Here is a 16,968-nt window from a genome sequence, read left to right as displayed (position 1 = left end):
TATGGGCACTTGCAGAAGTTTCCATCTATAAAGGAGTTAGAATTTGACTTGTTTATTAACTATTCGGTAAATATTCAGCATTCGGCAATCTTAAAATAAATTTTATGATTGCTCTTATTTATCGAATATTTTGGCATATTGCCAATCCTATTTAATTTGGTCGCAAACTGAAAATCCCTGCAACCGTTAATTCTTACTATAAAATTTACCAAGGTACTCCCATGCAGACCGTACTTGCAGCTTAACGGCACTGATAATGCACAGATAAATGGCAGATTTTATAGTGAAGCAAAAGTTTTACTGGACAGCAATAAATTTTGATGTTTTTATTTCAGTCGCGAAGGTATACGTTTATTGTTTAAGCTCTAATTAGAGTTCTTACTTGTAAAAAATAAGCTTGTTTATTATATGCTCTCCACCTTATATTGCTGATTCTTTCCCTGTAGTGGCGTAGGGCATAAAGAGAGTTTTGTATATTTCCCTTCTGCAATCTTTTCTTTGAGGATTATCTCAAAATTACTCCGGTCCTCTTTTATAAGCCTCCTGTCTTGCGGAAGAAGGTTTTTTAGAATGTCGGTGTCGCCTATTTTGCGTGTACGCAGCCCTTCGTCAAGCAGGCAGCAGAAATCCTCGAAAGTGGTGATAGGGCCTTCAAGTATGTGGCTGCACTTTTTGGCAAGTATATAGATATTCTTGAGCATGATATCTATTATTTCTTTCACTAAGAGCAGTGCGTTTATATCAGCCACTTTCATTTGATGGACAGAGTCGTTTCCCATGAAGCGTATGGAGTGCAGGCGGTCTCTGTCGTGTTTTGTTATGATGTCGTTTTTACAGAGATTGTTTATCTTTACTTCAAGAGTCTTGCCTTGTATGTTGTTTTCTGTGCATACGGCCTCTATAATCATTCTGAATCCGGTTGCGGCCAATAGATGACAGTCATTGTTAAAGGCCTTTATCGTTTCTCTGTATACTGTTGATATCGTGTTAGGAACATACCATAAATCAGATAGTCCGGCCACTTTTTGCGGTGAGAACGGATATGTCTTGTATTTTGTCGGTATATAATTGTTGCCGTTCTCATCATATTCTATATCGCCTTCCTCTGTCGTTTCCGTGAGAAATGTAATGTCACCGCATCCGCAGCATTTTGTTATGGAATAGTCGCATGTCCACCAATAGTCATCATCGCTATTGTGCATGTTCTCGGTGAATAGTATTTCATGACGTGTGTCATGCTTGCATGAGTGGCAGTAGCAGACAATCGTTTCTTTCTTTTTCATCAATGTCTGGATTGTGGTTTATTCCTGTTGTCAAGCATGTTAGTAATCTTCGTCAACGCTTCATAATCCTCTTCAAGTATCTCTGTATCAATACTCTCATCATCGGAGAGGATTGGGGATGAGGTGCGGAATTTGCGCCATAGTCCGGTTATGACTTCCATGATAAGGCGATGTTCCTCGTTGTTGTATTGCCGTTTGAACCTGGCAGCTTCTTTCAGCCAGTATTCCGTTTGGTTTATGAATTTGGAATAGTCTTTTTGTTCAAGGAAGCTGAGTAAAGTCTTTTCCAATGATTTCAGGTCTGTAATAGGAACATAAGGAAAGCTGTTTTCTGATTTTATTAATGTTCCAAACTCTTTTGTCGATATTGGTTTGCAGAATTTCAGATTTCCACCTTCCTGTGATTTGTTGTTAAACCAGTTTATTACACGGTTTATTATATCTTGCTTGAAAACGAAAAAACTGATTTTATTTATTGCGATGTCGTTGCCGAGCAGTTCCTTTGTATGGCATACTTTCTTCTCCAACTCAGTTTTTGACAGTCTTTTTTCGCTTTCGAAATCAATACGCAGCTCTATGAGCAACAGTCTGTGGCTGTGGAATTTGTTATTAGAAAAATCTTTTATGCCAATTATGGCATCTACTGTATGCTCTTTGCTTCCTTTGTGTGTTTGTGTCTCAAAAGCATCCATGTCGAGGCATAGGATGCTTTTATCGAAAAACTCTTCATCGGGATAGTCTTTCTTTGACACTGTATCCAAAGTCTTGCCGCAATGTCTGTAGAATTTATGATTTATGATAATGCCGTTGTCAAATGCCAGTGGTTCCATATTGCTCTATCCGCTCGTATGCTATGTTGAATGATTTGAATATATCTTCTATCTCATGTGCCAAATCACGGTATGAGTATGTGTATGGAGTTTCCGCTTTTTCTGCAATATAGAATCTTGTGGTGTCGAGTGTGTTTTCTTTTCTTGCTATAGACTGTATTGCAGCAACCATGTCCGGATTATGGCTTGCAATCATTATTTTCACTCCTAATTCCTTGTTCAGCAATACCAGCAGGCGTGCAAATTCCACAATCCATTGCGGATGCAGATGTGCTTCCGGTTCGTCTATAAGTAGAAGGGTCGTATCGTTCAGATAACCGTTTTCAAGAAGTCTTTGTATATATGAGAACGATTTCAGTCCTGTAGCTACATCATCAAGTTTGATGTCAAGTCCGTCTTCGCGGATATAATGTAATTCATCCTGATTAAAATCATCTTTACTTATCTTTACTTGTCCTTTGATAAGCTTGCTTATCCGACGTTCTATTTTGAGTGATGCTGCAGACGGTTCATGATTCTCTTTCGGATACATCATCAGATCCTGAAGGTTCTCCCAAAACTTGTTGTCGTAGGCAATTTCTTCGGAAATGGCCATAGGAGTGTCTACGTAGATAGCCTTATGTAAATTGAATAGTGTTCCTGTATTGTTTTTCTTAAAGAGTTTTACTCCTTCTTCTTCGAGCTGGATGTTTATCGGTGCTTTGTCTTTTATTGCATATTCTGATTGTATGCGTGAAAAGAAAATTGTTTTGTTCCGTTCGTTCTTGTTTTTTATATAGTTGTTGACAAGTTCTCTTATCTGTTCCATTTGCTGATAGGCAAATTCTTCAAGTTTCTCATCTATATATTCGTTGTCTTGTATGTCTATGTTCAAATATCTTAGTAAGCGTTCTTTCACAACCTCCGACGGACGGTGTTTAAGGTAATCGGCCAATATACTTATAAATTTGTCGAGAATCGCTTCAAATACTGTTATTGCACTGTCAATATTCTCCTGACTGTCGTCACCTAAGAGACGGTGAAGTCTTGTTTCACCGTCATGGAATATTTTAAAGTTATCATTTCGGTTGAACCTTTCCATCTCACGTCTCACCATATTAAGGCGGCGTATCATATCGGATATGTTATATATCAAAGAGTTATATATATATAGATCAAGATTTCCGGCTCCGTTTACAATGTAGTACAGCCATTTGGACAAAGTGCTTTTACCGCAGCCGTTCTCACCAGAGATTACTGTGATGCCATCGATTTTTATGACAGCTTTTCTTACTGCATGAAAATCGTGTAATGAATATATATATTTGCTCATATAAAAATGATACTCTTGTCAAGATACTTTTGTATAGTCGTATAATTATTACAAAGACTTGAGTCCTTCGGAAAAGAAACGCTTTGTAAATCTTATAAATACAGACACAAAAGTAGTGTTTTTTATTCAGATTGCAAAATATAAACTGAATTTTGATGGATTTGAGGCTGCTAATTCCGAATCTGAGGCCGATACAGGCTCACACCGTCTCCAGCACGTTTTTTTTCTTGTTTCTCACTTCTGTGGCGAACTTCCTTATGTCGAAGAAGTTGTGGCGTGCGAATGAGGGGTGGGAGAGAAGGCGTCCGGATTCGTGTATGATGTATTGGCGCACGTCTTCCGGAGTGTCCGGAGAAGCCATGATTCTCAGAAGCTCACGGCCGGCGAAGCGGCATATATAGTCTGTGTCGCAGATGCCCGTGGCAACGGAGGCATGGGCTTCAGTATGGTAATGCCATGCCGTGCAGTCGAGAGTGTATACTAATGCCTGTGCGTGGTTTCTGACAGCCCTTATACGGTCTATGTAGTATTCCGATTCAAGATTGCGGAAGAAAGCCGTGATGTTTTGCGTTATTGTGTGCAGGTCACAGGCGGAGCGTGGGATTATGAAGCATCTGTCTATGGCATCGGCAAGGTCTTCGTTGCATTCAGACAGCGACACCGTGCGGTGTGCTGCCGGGGCCTGCACATAGTTGTGTCCGCTGTCGGCAGACACGATGTCTTCTGCGTATCCGTCAGGATATGTCCGGCAAAACACACTGTTGAAAAGATCATGCTCTTTTTCTGCCGCGTCAGCATCTGCGATATATATATCGTTGGTGCCCAGCATCTTCCATAACACGTCTTTCACGCGTGCCTGCTCTTCCGCGGTAAGTGGATTGTCTGTTTGCGGGCATACGCATCCGCTTGTGCGGTCATCGTTGCGGGCATGGCAGAAAATGTGGTTGCAGATGCCGCAGAAAGTGAAACGGTCTTCCTGCATTATCAGATAATCGCAGACGATGTCGTGCAGTTCGCTGTCCGAGTATGTCGTTGTAATGTATGAGTCTTGTGTCATAAGGCGTTTATAGAGGTGTCAGCGGATATGTCCCTTCCGGACTGTATATGGAGCGGCGGCGCAGCTTTGCGTATGCCTTTTGGGCGTATTCCCTGCATACGGCAGCCTCATGCAGATAAGTGTCCACATCAGATACAATTCTTTTCAGACGGCATGAGTCCATGTCTTCCGGCAAATCGGGTCTGCTTTTGAAATCAGCAATAACCTTCAATAAGGTGCAGCATATTGTTGCGGCAGTTTCCGGGTCTTCAGGCATGTACGACTGCGCTCCCATCAGCCATCTCTCGAAATCACGCATTATATATTCGGTTTTCGTATTGTCTTCCACCGGCAGCATTGCCTTGCGGCTTATCATTCCGTAGTATTGTTCCGTCAGGCTTACCTTGCTGTTTTTATCGGGCAATGTCTTTCCCATATAAATGAATGCGTGTCGGGCGATGTCGGATATACCCAGGGCAAGTTCACCTATGCCATATACAAGTTTGTAGTTTTTCCCGACCTGATATATGCGTCCTTCAAATCCCTTGAGCGGGCCGGACACCATCCTTATTATATCCTTGTTTGCGAAATAACTGTATTTCTTTTTAAACACTATCACTTCTTCGCTTGTAAACTCATAGTATTTCCTGAACCGTTCCATCTGTTCCGTGGGCACTATTATAGGGTTGCGGCTGAATTTCTCGCGATAGAAACTGCACGAGATGGATTTCTCGTATATAAAGTTATTGATAGCCTGATATTCTCCGAGTATGAATATAAGGTCGGGCAACAGTGCGGAAGCCTGTTCGTGATACTTTCCTGTGTCGGGAGATCTCTTTTTCTGTTTTGGTATGAATGTCTTGAATTTATAGTCTTTATACGATAGAATCTGTCTGTTGATGCGTTCCTGCTGTTGTGGCCAAACGTGCAGCACATGCCATTCCCCTGTTGCCTCTTGAACACAGTCATAACTGTTTTCCGGCTGTATGGATGTATGGATATCGGAAAAGCACATTATGAAAAAGGTTTGACGGTGTTGTGGCTCTGTTAATGCACTCTTTCCCCGGTCACCATTACGGTTCCGGGTGCATGGTCGGTGTCTGCGGTCCGACAAACAGAGAGTCACCAGCAGAAAAGTGCGGAGGGTCGTACTCTGTCTCTATGGCATTTTCCGCTTTTGTATATATTGGCAAGCGGGTATTTATTACTCCTGTTCATACAATGCCACTGATTTGTCCTGTATATCAGGAAATCCATGTTGAATCCCATTCTTTTTTGCAATTGAACGTCAGAATAATCTCTCTTGTGGGACAAGAGGGATTGGAATTTCAACAATACTATTCCTCTATACTGTCATTATTTATCTTTTCAACATGCAAAGGTACATAAATAAATCTTGTAAATTACAGACTTATAGAATCCTTAGCTATTTTTAACAGTGAGGTTTTGAGATATCCGTCAACAGACTGAGAATAAAGTGTTTCCAATCCCTCTTGTCCCACAAGATGGATTCATTATAATTTTTCGAGTATTTTTTGATTTACCATGTCTACGGCAGACGTGTCGAGAGTGGAAAGATAGGTCAGTGTGGTTTTCTCAGAACTGTGTCCGAGTGCCTCGCTGATTATCCCTACCGGTGTGTTCATTGCTTTTGCTATGCTTGCCCACGAGTGGCGGGATACATATAGGGTTAGCGGTATTGGAAGTCCTGCCATTTTTCCTATTGTTTTCAGTTTCCCGTTAATCAGTCGTTGTGCGTTTCTGTATTGTTGTCGTTCGTTGTCGTTTCGTGTTATTATCGGCAGCATATATTCTGTAGATGCCGTTGCCTGTGAATAGCGGTCTGTTATTTCTTTCATTTGTCTGTTCCACTTTATGCATAGTTTCTGTCCTGTTTTTTTTCTGTGGTATGTCAGGATACCGTCTTTGAGGTCTGTTTTCTTGAGATAAGCCATGTCTACGAATGCCATTCCGCGGGTATAGAACGAGAACATGAACATGTCGCGTGCAAGTTCCATATATGGTTTTTTGTGGCAATCCGTTGCCTTTATCCTCTTTATATATGACAGTGACACGGCTCTCCGTGTTGTTTTTTCCATTCCTGTGCATATATGTCTGAATGGCGACGGTGACATGTCTGCAAGTCCGTTTTCCACTGCCATGTTGTATATTGCCCTCAGTATACGGAGATAGAATGAGCGCGTGTTGTGTGTCAGCCCATTGGTTTTCATGTAAGTCTCATACATGTCTATCGTGTCGGTGTCGAGCGAGCAGAAGCATAAATCCTCACCATGTCTGAAATGTGTGAAGCTGTTGAGTGTCGAGAGATAAGTCTCGGCAGTGCGTATTTTCCCCATTCTGTATTTCTTTTCTATTATGTGGCGTGTAAAAGCCATTACGCTCAGGCATGGTTTGACTTGTTTAAGTGATGTTGTGAGTGAATCGGCGGAAATCTGCGGATAATCTGCAACGGACTGCCTTATTATGCGCTCCATCTGTGTCATTTCCCATCGTGTCTTGTCTCTTATCAGTATAAGCATGTTCCGTCGGTTGTTGCCGTTGGGTATTATTATGTCTGATTTCACTTCATCCCATTCGTCTTTCATTATACGGTAGTCCGTGGGTATGAGCCTTGTCTTGCGTTTGTGGGTCAACTGATAGCATAATGTGCCTTCCCTGTCTTTGACAGGGCAAAGGCGGATTTTCATTTTTAGTGTTGTCATACGAATTTATTGTATTATTAATTAATAAGATGTAAATTTAGTATTTCATCCTGTCCTTTTTCTGGGTAGGGACGTGCCTTTGGCACGTGTCAAACGGGAATCACTTTCCAATGAATAAATTCTGTTTGTAGAATAAATCAATGTGTGGTTGTTTTTCTCCTGACACATGCCAAAAGCACGTCCCTACTTTTTGGGTGTGCATTTTCATAAACGTCTGATTCTGTTATCGAAACCGTTGGATTTGTCTCTTCAATGTCACCTCAGATTCCAACCATTCTTTGATATTTTTCTATTTCAATGATGTACGTTATTTGGAATAAGTATTTTGATGCCGTGTTTTTTCAGTCAGGGTTATCTAATCTATATGGATATTGTTTTGCTGACATGGGTTTGCGGCTGATTACTATGCCCGGATTCTTATTTCTCGGCATTTTGTGCTAACTTTGCAGACTGTTCGGTGTCTGTAGGCATGGTTGCGGTATACAGACTTATTAAATCAAGGTGAAAAGAAAATATGCGGTCAATTACTTCTTTCTTTGCGAAATACAAGGATCAGTATCGTCAGAACCTGATGCTGGCATTGCCTGTCGTGCTGACACAGTTGGGGCAGATACTTACCCAGGTTGCCGACAACCTTATGGTTGGCCACTATGGCGGCAGCGCTCCCGAGCCCCTCGCCGCCGTGTCGTTTGGCGGATCTGTGTTCACGATACTGTTTCTCACTTCAATCGGTGTGGCGCTCGGACTGACTCCCCTTGTCGGTGAATGTTATGTCCAGGGCAAGCACAGGCGTTCGGCCGTATTGCTTCAGAACGGCATAGCGTTCTATGTGCTGCTCGGTGTGATAGTGTCGGTGGTTCAGTATGCCTTTATCCCGCTGATGTACCGTATGGGACAGCCGGTTGATGTTGTCGACATGGCCATTCCCTACTACCGCATGCTTCTTATGAGCATGCCGTTCATAATGTTGTTTTTTGCTTTCAAGCAATTCCTTGAGGGGGTCGGCAATACAAAGGCAGAGCTTCTCGTCACGATTATAGCCAATGTCTTAAACTGTGTATTCAACTGGATATTTATCTATGGTAACATGGGGTTTGCGGAGATGGGCGTGGAGGGAGCCGGCCTCGGCACTTTTCTTGCGCGCGTAATCTCGGCTTTCCTTATGGTGGGATATTTTATCGCCCACTCACGGTATCGCGGTTATATGAGATATTTTGCCATGCGTAATTTCTCCGCCAGTTCCGTAAGGCGGTTGTTGCACATGGGACTGCCCATTTCGGCACAGATGTTTCTTGAGTCGTCCGCATTCATCGGGACGAGCATTATGATGGGATGGTTCGGCAAGGTTGCCATGAGTGCCAACCAGATAGCCGGCACGCTCAGCAACAGTGCTTTTATGATTGTGCTTTCTATAGGTGCCGCCACCACCATCCGTACCTCACATTGTTATGGCCAGCGCGATTTCGAACGGCTGTCGCTGGCTGTCAATGCCTCATATCATCTTGTTTTGGCATGGAATGCCTTTGCCGCTGTGGTATTTATTGCCTTCAGCCGTTTTATTCCCTCCTTGTTCACATCCAATGCGGAGGTTATCGACATTGCTGCGGTCCTGTTTGTTTTTACTGCTTTTTTCCAGCTTTCCGACGGATTGCAGAATGTGTCTGTGGGAGTGCTTCGTGGCATACAGGATGTCAGGATAATCATGCCTATTGCGGTTGTGGCATATTGGTTGCTCAACATTCCTGTCGGCTATCTGCTTGCGTTTGTGGTTGGCATGGGGCCGGCCGGTCTTTATTGTGGCTTTATCATCGGCCTTTCCGTGGCAGCCTTTCTGTTGATTGCCCGCATAAGGAAAAGGATAAGGGAGTTGAAGGCTTTGTGATGTAAAATATCCCTTCCGACTCCCCAAGGGGAGATTATGGAAGAGGATGTGGACATTACAAATCTGCGATGTTATAATGTTACCATTATTTTCCCGTCAGTCACGTGCCAAAAGCATGTATATCCATGTTGGATGAAATCCAACATGTCAAGACCGGCAGTCAGGTAAAAAAGTTTCGGATAATGTGATTTTTTGAAATCTATTTACATCTTGGGTATTGGTGAATTTCTCTTTCGATGAATGGCATATTCATGCTTAATGAATAGCATGTTCATCGAAGGAGAATGGCCTATTCATTAAGAGAGAATAGCCTGTTCATTTTTGGCATACTTTTTGTTAGCTGTTAACATGTTGTTTATCAGTATGTTATGAGTTTTGTGGGGATTTGCGGAGACAGGCTTAAAAGAAGATATGATTTTTTATTACAGATTTTGACCGGTTTATGCCGTTTTTAAGTATGGAATACATATATAATAATGTTATGAGACTTTTTCTTGGAGGCTTTCCGCAATCCGTGCACTGTCGTCCAGCTGTCGTCTTTCCAGAAATGCAGTTGTGTATACAGCAGGTCATGGTATGCCCTGTCGCTTTCGCTTCTGATATGGGCGGTATCGAAATCTGATATCGCCGTATATGCGGAATCATTATTATGGAGTCTGTTCCCGCAAATCTTGTGTGGCAGTCATTGTTTCCGCGTCCTATAATGAATAATATAAAAAAACAAAGGGCCGATAGTTTTTCCATTGTTTTTAATGTCTTTGTCTTTTCAGAGATAATGCAAACCTGGAGCGGCCAAGCCGGCCTGGAACTACAGGGGTGATGTGTTAACGGTGCAAAAATAAGCATATTTCGTAAACTGTCAAAGAAAACAGTGAAATCCTTTGTTACATTTTCAGTGCCAAATAAGGCCTGCTTTTTAATCAAGTGTCTGACAATTAGATATTTGTCATTTTTAGAAATGTAACACACCTCAAAAAATATCTTTTTGTTTTCTTGGTGTAAACCGTTTTAATTCATATATTTGCAGCACGTCTTAAACGGAGTAAAAACGACATGTGGAAATTGGGAAAAATAAAGATGTTTCTTGCCTCATAGGTGATGACTGTTTGCAGTTGTGTACCAGAGCAGATGGTGTATAAAGAGAGAATAAGCATCGGGAACCTGCACTAAAAATACGCACAATCAAATAAGGAAACAGGGTGAATCCTACAGCAGGAATTTACCCTGTTATTTATATATATTGCTGTCTTGAGTTTTACCGTACAAGCAATAATATGATTATTTAATTATCGATTCATTAATACTTCCCGTTGAAACAATGTCTTTCGCCTTCGTTTTCATATACATTGTAGCAGGCGATGACACTTTTTCTTTAAACTCCATCACACTACAGGCCGCCTTATAGGCATTATGAGCATCACCCTCATCATGATAGAGCAACATCAGTTTATAAAGCGGATATACTCTGTTTGGCAACATATCAAACGCATGCATATAATATTCCGAAGCGGTGTGCGGCTCTCCCATCTTATAGTAATTATTCGCCATGCACACCAGGAACATCGGGTCGTTGCTCACCTTAGTGCCAAGTCTGAGCATACAATTGCTGTCATTATAGCGTCCAAGTTCCGCCAGTCCCTTTGCGAAAGAAAAAAGAAAATCAGGATTGTCATCAAGGTAAGGCAACAGCTCATAATAGTCGTCTATAACGTAACGCACGTCTATACCTGATATTTGCCTATAACTGTCCGCAGCCTCAACACGCCGGCCTGTCTCACCATGCAGCAACATACCTACAGTAAACACAACGGCTGTAATTGCGATTATACATCTCTTCCCACCGACAAGCCCTTTTCCTGAGGGCATGCTTACCGCCCAAGCGCATATCACGGCAAGCAATATGCGGTAAGGAAGACAATGGAACGGATAGGAGAACATGGAGAATACCAGCAATGCAGCCAGACCATACTTCAACGCGCGACTGTTTGCATGCAGACGCAGGAACACCACTGCCAGCAAAGCGGCAAAAAGCAGCATACCAACAGTTCCCTGCTCCACGCAAAGGGTAAGAAACTCATTAAAAGCATTGTCTGTAACATCGGCCACATCTATATAAGCGGAATTATTGTCGGCATAAAAATCCGCACGCCCCAAACCATAGACAAAAGGAAAACTGCCTATACCGCCGCCAAACAAGAAGTTGCTTTTTATACAGCCAAGCGACACTGTCCACATAAGCAGACGGCTGTCGGCCGAACCGGATTTTGTATGATACAGCAACAGCATCGCGGCTGCTACTACCGGAACAACCGCGAACCAATAGCGCAACCAATATCTTCGATATAAAACAGCCGCCACGGCAACAACAGCCACCACGGCCGCCCTGCTCCATGTCACAGGCAACATAACCATACCGCATATTGTCACCGATACAGCCAACAGCCTGAACAATGCAGATAAAAGTTTTCCGTATATGCCGTCATGACCGGCATGAACATCCGCCGTTTCCTTTTTCCCGTCCTTATACATACAGCATAAAGCAATACAAAGACCAATGGTTATAAACGCTGAATACGGCCCGGGATTAAGGAAACAGCCCGTAACGGGATAGACGGCATGACGACTGATGCCGGTGAAAAGCTGCGCGAATCCCGAAAAGCACTGATACAGGCAAACCGCCATTATGCCACCGGCAATTATCCGCCAGTCTATATGGTTCACTGTGAAAAGCAGCCGCAATGCCACATAAAGAAGCACCGACCCGGTAAAGGTCATGAAAGCTGTAGGGGTGACCACACCATAACCGACATATACAAGCACATTCTCAAATATCCACCACAACGTCACTATCGCATCGGCGATGCTTATACGCAACTTGCGGCCAAGGACCAGACAAAGCGTTGCCGACACCACAGCCACAACAGGCACTGCGGAGGCGAGCCACAGGTCACCGCAGCTCCACCTTTTCTCCACATCCACCGTTGTAAGCCACAATACGGCAACAAGCATCACAGCCTGCAAGGATATTGCTATCTTTATCGTCATGTCATTCGCTTTCATACGTATCATTATAGGTCCTTTCTTATAGAGCACGCAACACCCTGTCCCATCTCGTCGCCCCTGTCTCAGGATTCTTTGAATGGATTATATGCGATACTATACCAACGATATACTCCTCAGGCACAGGCCCCATATATCGGGAGTCGTCGGAATCGAACACATTGTCGCCGGCCATGAAGTAATAGTTGTGACGAAAGACATGAGAGACAAACGGCCTGCCGCCGGCCTCAACCCTGTTCCTTTCCCAATCTATATCCAGCTTTTTCCCGATCTCCCACTCCAATATGTCTTTATATACAGTCGCCGTTTCAGGCGTAACCTCCATCAGGTCGCCCTTCCGCGGCACATACATCGGACCGAAATCGCGTATGGTCCACTTCACATGCTTGTCTCTCGGAGACGCCCTCAACACCCTGCGCTTCCTCAATATACTGTCGGGCATAGCCGCAAGACGCCTCTGCCGCTCCTCCACCCCGAGCACACCTTCATAATTGTTGTTTACATAATGTCCGCCTACAACACTTACCGTGTCACCGGGCAACCCCACACAACGCTTGCAATATACATTGTTGATAATAAACTTTATAGCGTGCCAGTGGTTGGCGCGGTTGAATATCACAATATCATTATGTCTTATCTTGCGCCGGCCGCGCATGCGCACGCTTCGCAGCCGCACACCGTCCTTAGTGAAACCGAAATCCGTGTATATCCGCGCTCCTATCAGCGTCTTGTCCACAAGCACGTTATCACCGGGAATAAGTGTAGGTGTCATCGATTCTGTGGGTATGCGGAAACGGTCGGCCGCAAACATCCGTACAATACCATAAAGCACCATAAGCGCAATGCAGCCAAAGACTGTCGGCAATATAGTGTTACATATCCTGTTCAACATAAACCGGTCTTTATAATATAACTCCTACCACCATGACTGACGGCCGTTCTCATACGTGAAGATACGTTCCTCGCTGCCCTTGGTGCGGTTTTTCAACAACAACAACGCTCCGACAGGCACATCATCGAATACCAAATGTTCCGCTACGGCTTTCTGCCGGCCAAGCGGATGCCATCCGTTATCATAATGCAAAAGCTCATAATCATCGCCTATGTCAATAAAATTACCATCGTTGCGCAGATAGAACGCCACGGAATCGACCCTCACCGCCTTTTCCATGTCGAGTCCTACCGAATATCCCGGCTGCAGTTTTTCCATGCCTGTAAATGTGTCGCCATCGAAAATACTTTCTATGTTTTCCGCTCCGTCGGCAAACAGCTTGCCGGTCATCCTCCTGCCGGCAGAATATATACATAATTCCATTATCGCGCCACGCCTGTTGGGGGCAGAGGCATACTTCATATATCGGTATCGGCGCGCGCTGTCGGCATAGGCCACATTTCTGAACACCGGTGTCTTGTCTATGACAAACAGTGTGTCCGGATTTTTAAACTCCTTGTCTTGCGAGGCCGTCACGCAGCCTCCGGCCGTTTCCTGCCACGGACGCAAAATGCTCCTTGCAAACGGATATTTGCGCGTAAGCACCACCTTATGCTTGCGCGTCATGTTGGGCGTTATCTCATGGCGCGTTCCTTTGTCAAGATAAAAGGGTTTGCCAATGGGCGCCAACTGTCCGCCTGTGTATGTCATCGGTATGTATACCACAGAATCCTGCAAGCCGGTGAATCGGCATTTGCCGAAACTGCGCCTGGCAGTGCATACAGGTGTCCAGTCTGTACCCGTAGCATATACACAAAGATAAGCGCATTCTGCCGACGACGGCATCTTCTGATTATACTTACCTGTGAGGCCGTATTCCTCCGACACATCCGCAGACTGGTTATACCCGAACATCCGCTTCACGCTCTCCGGGGCGTCCTTATCCATGAATGACGGGGATTTTAACGCGAACTCCGTGCGCCACACCTTCGGCACGGTCTTGACAAAGTCGAGAGGTATGGGATAGTCTTTCTCCACCTTATATTTAAGCGAGAACGAAGAAGAGTTTATGGGGTTGTGTTTTCTGGCTATCGTGTCGTCACCATACACGGTATATGTCCCGTCGCGCGTCACTAATGCCACCCACGAGTGCCCGGTGGTGCTGTAGTTTGCCCATCGCGATACACCGTCCACAACGGCCGGAATGCCGAGCGCGCGCATCACGGATGCTATATATACGCACTGTTGCAGACAACGGCCGCGCTTTATCCGGCCGGCATCCGCCACACTCATCAGATAGGTCATGTCACCCAGCAAACGCACCCTCACTTCTGCTGACACTGCCCTGTATACGGCATAATAGGCGCGTTTCATGTCTGTTATCGTGTCTGTTATTGGATGATAACGGTGATAAAGCGAGTCTCTCCATCCTGTAGGCGACAGCGGCTCGTCGCTTATTCTGTAGGGCAGTATGTAGTTGAGGAACATGTCCTCGTCTATATCTTCTTTCCACGGCACTGCATCGTAAACCCGGCATGCCGCATCAATATTTGCTGCCAGAAAACGGACATCCAGCGTCTTGACGTCATAAACACACACCGGTTTGTCTGCTTTCCTGTATTCTTTCCACCATTTTGTAAGTTCTCTTGATTCCAGTGTGTCGGCCTTCAGCATACGCCGCACAAACGAGTCCACAGCGGCACTGGTCCGAGTATGGTGAACCAGCATGTTTTCTACAAGAAACTCAGCCGCCTTATATCTGAGGCCGCCTTCATCGGCATACAGATCTATCACTTTCTGCAATTCCGCACTGTTCTTGCCGGCCGCCTGCATCGCACGCTCCACACCGTCATCACATGATGCGAAAGATACAGACAGCAAAGCTGTACAAGACATATATATCAATGTGAGGATAATACTAAAGAAACGCTTTATCATTACTCATATAACGTTTTCTATAAACCGTACATTCTTTTATATCATAACTTTCAGACTTACCGTCAATAGTCATTAGACTGTTGGGATTAGCTTCTCAACTTTACCGTATGAATGTCTCCATCCATTACAGATGTAAGCAACAGGCGGTGATTCCGTTCGTCAAGCAACATTTTTCCTGCAACAAAATCCAATGACAGTTTCATCACTGGTTTCCCGTTATAGTCATATATCTCTATTTCCGAAAAACCGCTTTTGTTTTCCATGTCTATTTTCTTTTGAGACAACAGATATATGTTCTCACCGCATGCAATATCTGTATAGAACACCTTGTCATCATAAAACTTCAGGTCTGTCTCGTAATAATCCATTGTCTCTATATTATACTTCTCGCCTAACTTACATACAACAAACATGTTTGAATACATATTGGCGAGCACCAGCTTATTTTCATTGCACGACCATGAGAAATCATATACTGACGAGTTGCCGTCTTCGGAAACGAAACAAATCGAATCCAAGAGGTTTGCCGTCTCCATGTCGGCTATTTTCAATGACAGCATGCGTGGAGTCGTTGATACATAGCCTGCAACAGGATACCGTAAGGTCTTCACGTTGTTAAGGAGGTCTGAAAACGGAGCGGTGCGTTTATAAGAAATCCCACCTTCTCCCAATACGAACATTTTTCGGGAACCGTTATCTATCACAGCAACCTCATCATCGGTTACATTAAACAAATGAGGATAAATCCATTCGTCCTTACCATGCCCTCTCTTTCCAAACGACGAGACCTTACGCAATGTGTTTCTGTCGTAGCATACATATAAAGAATCCGGATTCCCGGTCTTACATATCAATGCGTTTGAGGTCAACAGCCATTCCTCTAATTGAATGTCCAAGCCACAAGCATCTGAAGTCACCTTACGCTCCTCCAAAAAACTGTCATCAAGTTTATGATGACCTATTGCTTTTTCCTTGCTGCCGCAGGAAAAGAACATAAACAAGACTGTTAAAACAGAAATATATCTTATCATACGTTTTTATATTTATGATTACAAACTTCATGAAAGTGTCACAAAACTCTCATGAAGCCATTGCTCTTATTCAAGACAAAAACCAATTTTAATACTATCTTCTACAATTTTCTTTAGGAGAATATCCTTCTTGCTTCATATCACAACAATCATAAAATTCCTTTTTTGACTCAAACCAATTTCCGTTTACCTTCCATTGCCGATAGCCATTTATACTATTACATGGTTCTTCACCAACATTAGCCAACGCCTCCACATTCTCCATCAGCATGTTACTTTCTTGTGTCTTTGGCATAGACAAATAACCGGTGATACCACTGCAAACCAACACTACAGCACAAAGTGCAAACTTTAATTCTCGTCTCATAATTTATTATTTTTACTATTGTTTGTAATTACGGACTTTACCGTCCGCGTGAATAATTCGTTTATATTAGGATTATCCAACGGACTTCCTACCAACAGCACACTGTCATTACGGTTCAGAAGAAACGTATGATACATCCTGCCGGATGGAAACCAAGGATTTGAACAACGGAAAACGAAACCGGTGTCCACATACACCGGACTTTGCAGTCCACAATACTCCAAAGAAAGCCGGGCGTCCTCAAGCTGCGACGGACGGGGAGCGACAATAAACACATATTGTAACCGGCCGTCATATTTGCGTGACTCTGAAAGCATTTCATTCCAATGATACATCTGGTCTAATACGCAAGAAGAACACTCCGATGAGTCTACATATACCACAAGACGCAAATCAGGCTTTATGCTGTCCGCCATCAAGGTATCACTGCCACGATAGCTGCACTTCATCCTGTCAAGACTTAACCTGACAGGATGAGACAGCATTGCGTCAAGACTGTCTTTGATTTCTGTTGAGCCGCCGCAGGAAACAAACAGCCCGACAAGTGGCAACAATATTACAGCAAGAAATTTCAT

At 43.8% G+C, this 16,968-nt stretch carries 13 protein-coding genes; 1 reads left to right on the top strand and 12 read right to left on the bottom strand.

The features are described 5' to 3' along the window. Positions 1–404: 404 nt before the first annotated feature. From HPS56_RS04630 to HPS56_RS04605, 6 genes are all read right to left on the bottom strand, one after another. Positions 405–1,283, bottom strand: coding sequence for a DUF4145 domain-containing protein (locus HPS56_RS04630; protein ID WP_172274620.1), 879 nt, complete (start codon positions 1,281–1,283; stop codon positions 405–407). After that, a complete protein-coding gene (locus tag HPS56_RS04625) occupies positions 1,283–2,113 on the bottom strand; it encodes a hypothetical protein (RefSeq protein ID WP_172274617.1) in 831 nt (276 codons plus the stop codon). Before HPS56_RS04625 ends, HPS56_RS04630 begins: the two co-directional genes overlap by 1 nt. Beyond that, the gene (locus tag HPS56_RS04620; protein WP_172274615.1) at positions 2,094–3,425 is read right to left on the bottom strand and encodes an AAA family ATPase; all 1,332 of its coding nucleotides are present in this window, start codon (positions 3,423–3,425) and stop codon (positions 2,094–2,096) included. The genes HPS56_RS04625 and HPS56_RS04620 overlap by 20 nt, the downstream gene beginning before the upstream one ends. Positions 3,426–3,624: 199 nt before the next feature. After that, positions 3,625–4,482: a hypothetical protein gene (locus HPS56_RS04615; RefSeq protein WP_172274611.1), complete on the bottom strand. Its 858-nt coding sequence runs from the start codon at positions 4,480–4,482 to the stop codon at positions 3,625–3,627. Positions 4,483–4,489: 7 nt separating this feature from the next. Then, positions 4,490–5,476 (bottom strand): transcription termination/antitermination NusG family protein, encoded by a 987-nt coding sequence (locus tag HPS56_RS04610; protein ID WP_172274608.1) that lies wholly within the window; start codon positions 5,474–5,476, stop codon positions 4,490–4,492. A gap of 499 nt (positions 5,477–5,975) precedes the next feature. Beyond that, complete coding sequence (locus HPS56_RS04605; protein ID WP_172274604.1) at positions 5,976–7,184, bottom strand: tyrosine-type recombinase/integrase; 1,209 nt, start codon at positions 7,182–7,184, stop codon at positions 5,976–5,978. Positions 7,185–7,698: 514 nt separating this feature from the next. Between HPS56_RS04605 and HPS56_RS04600 the strand changes: the two genes are divergently transcribed. Continuing rightward, a complete protein-coding gene (locus HPS56_RS04600; RefSeq protein WP_172274601.1) occupies positions 7,699–9,066 on the top strand; it encodes an MATE family efflux transporter in 1,368 nt (455 codons plus the stop codon). Positions 9,067–10,344: 1,278 nt separating this feature from the next. Here HPS56_RS04600 and HPS56_RS04595 read toward each other — a convergent pair. The 6 genes from HPS56_RS04595 to HPS56_RS04570 all read right to left on the bottom strand — a co-directional run bounded on the left by HPS56_RS04595 (position 10,345) and on the right by HPS56_RS04570 (position 16,968). Further along, entirely contained in the window at positions 10,345–12,135 is a 1,791-nt protein-coding gene (locus HPS56_RS04595; protein ID WP_172274596.1) for an O-antigen ligase family protein, read from the bottom strand. A gap of 13 nt (positions 12,136–12,148) precedes the next feature. Next, the gene (gene lepB, locus HPS56_RS04590) at positions 12,149–13,018 is read right to left on the bottom strand and encodes a signal peptidase I (RefSeq protein WP_172274593.1); all 870 of its coding nucleotides are present in this window, start codon (positions 13,016–13,018) and stop codon (positions 12,149–12,151) included. 24 nt (positions 13,019–13,042) lie between these two features. After that, complete coding sequence (locus tag HPS56_RS04585; RefSeq protein WP_172274590.1) at positions 13,043–14,953, bottom strand: transglutaminase-like domain-containing protein; 1,911 nt, start codon at positions 14,951–14,953, stop codon at positions 13,043–13,045. 128 nt (positions 14,954–15,081) lie between these two features. Then, on the bottom strand, positions 15,082–16,026 hold the full coding sequence (locus tag HPS56_RS04580) for a TolB-like 6-bladed beta-propeller domain-containing protein (RefSeq protein WP_172274587.1): 945 nt from the start codon (positions 16,024–16,026) through the stop codon (positions 15,082–15,084). Between the two features lie 94 nt (positions 16,027–16,120). Further along, a complete protein-coding gene (locus HPS56_RS04575; protein ID WP_172274584.1) occupies positions 16,121–16,393 on the bottom strand; it encodes an NVEALA domain-containing protein in 273 nt (90 codons plus the stop codon). Then, positions 16,390–16,968, bottom strand: a complete 579-nt coding sequence (locus tag HPS56_RS04570; RefSeq protein WP_172274562.1) for a hypothetical protein — start codon at positions 16,966–16,968, stop codon at positions 16,390–16,392. Before HPS56_RS04570 ends, HPS56_RS04575 begins: the two co-directional genes overlap by 4 nt.

The sequence above is a fragment of the Xylanibacter muris genome (assembly GCF_013166605.1).
Taxonomy (GTDB): domain Bacteria; phylum Bacteroidota; class Bacteroidia; order Bacteroidales; family Bacteroidaceae; genus Prevotella; species Prevotella muris.
Note: the sequence above shows the minus strand (reverse complement) of the source record. Positions and strands in the feature narration are given on the sequence as shown.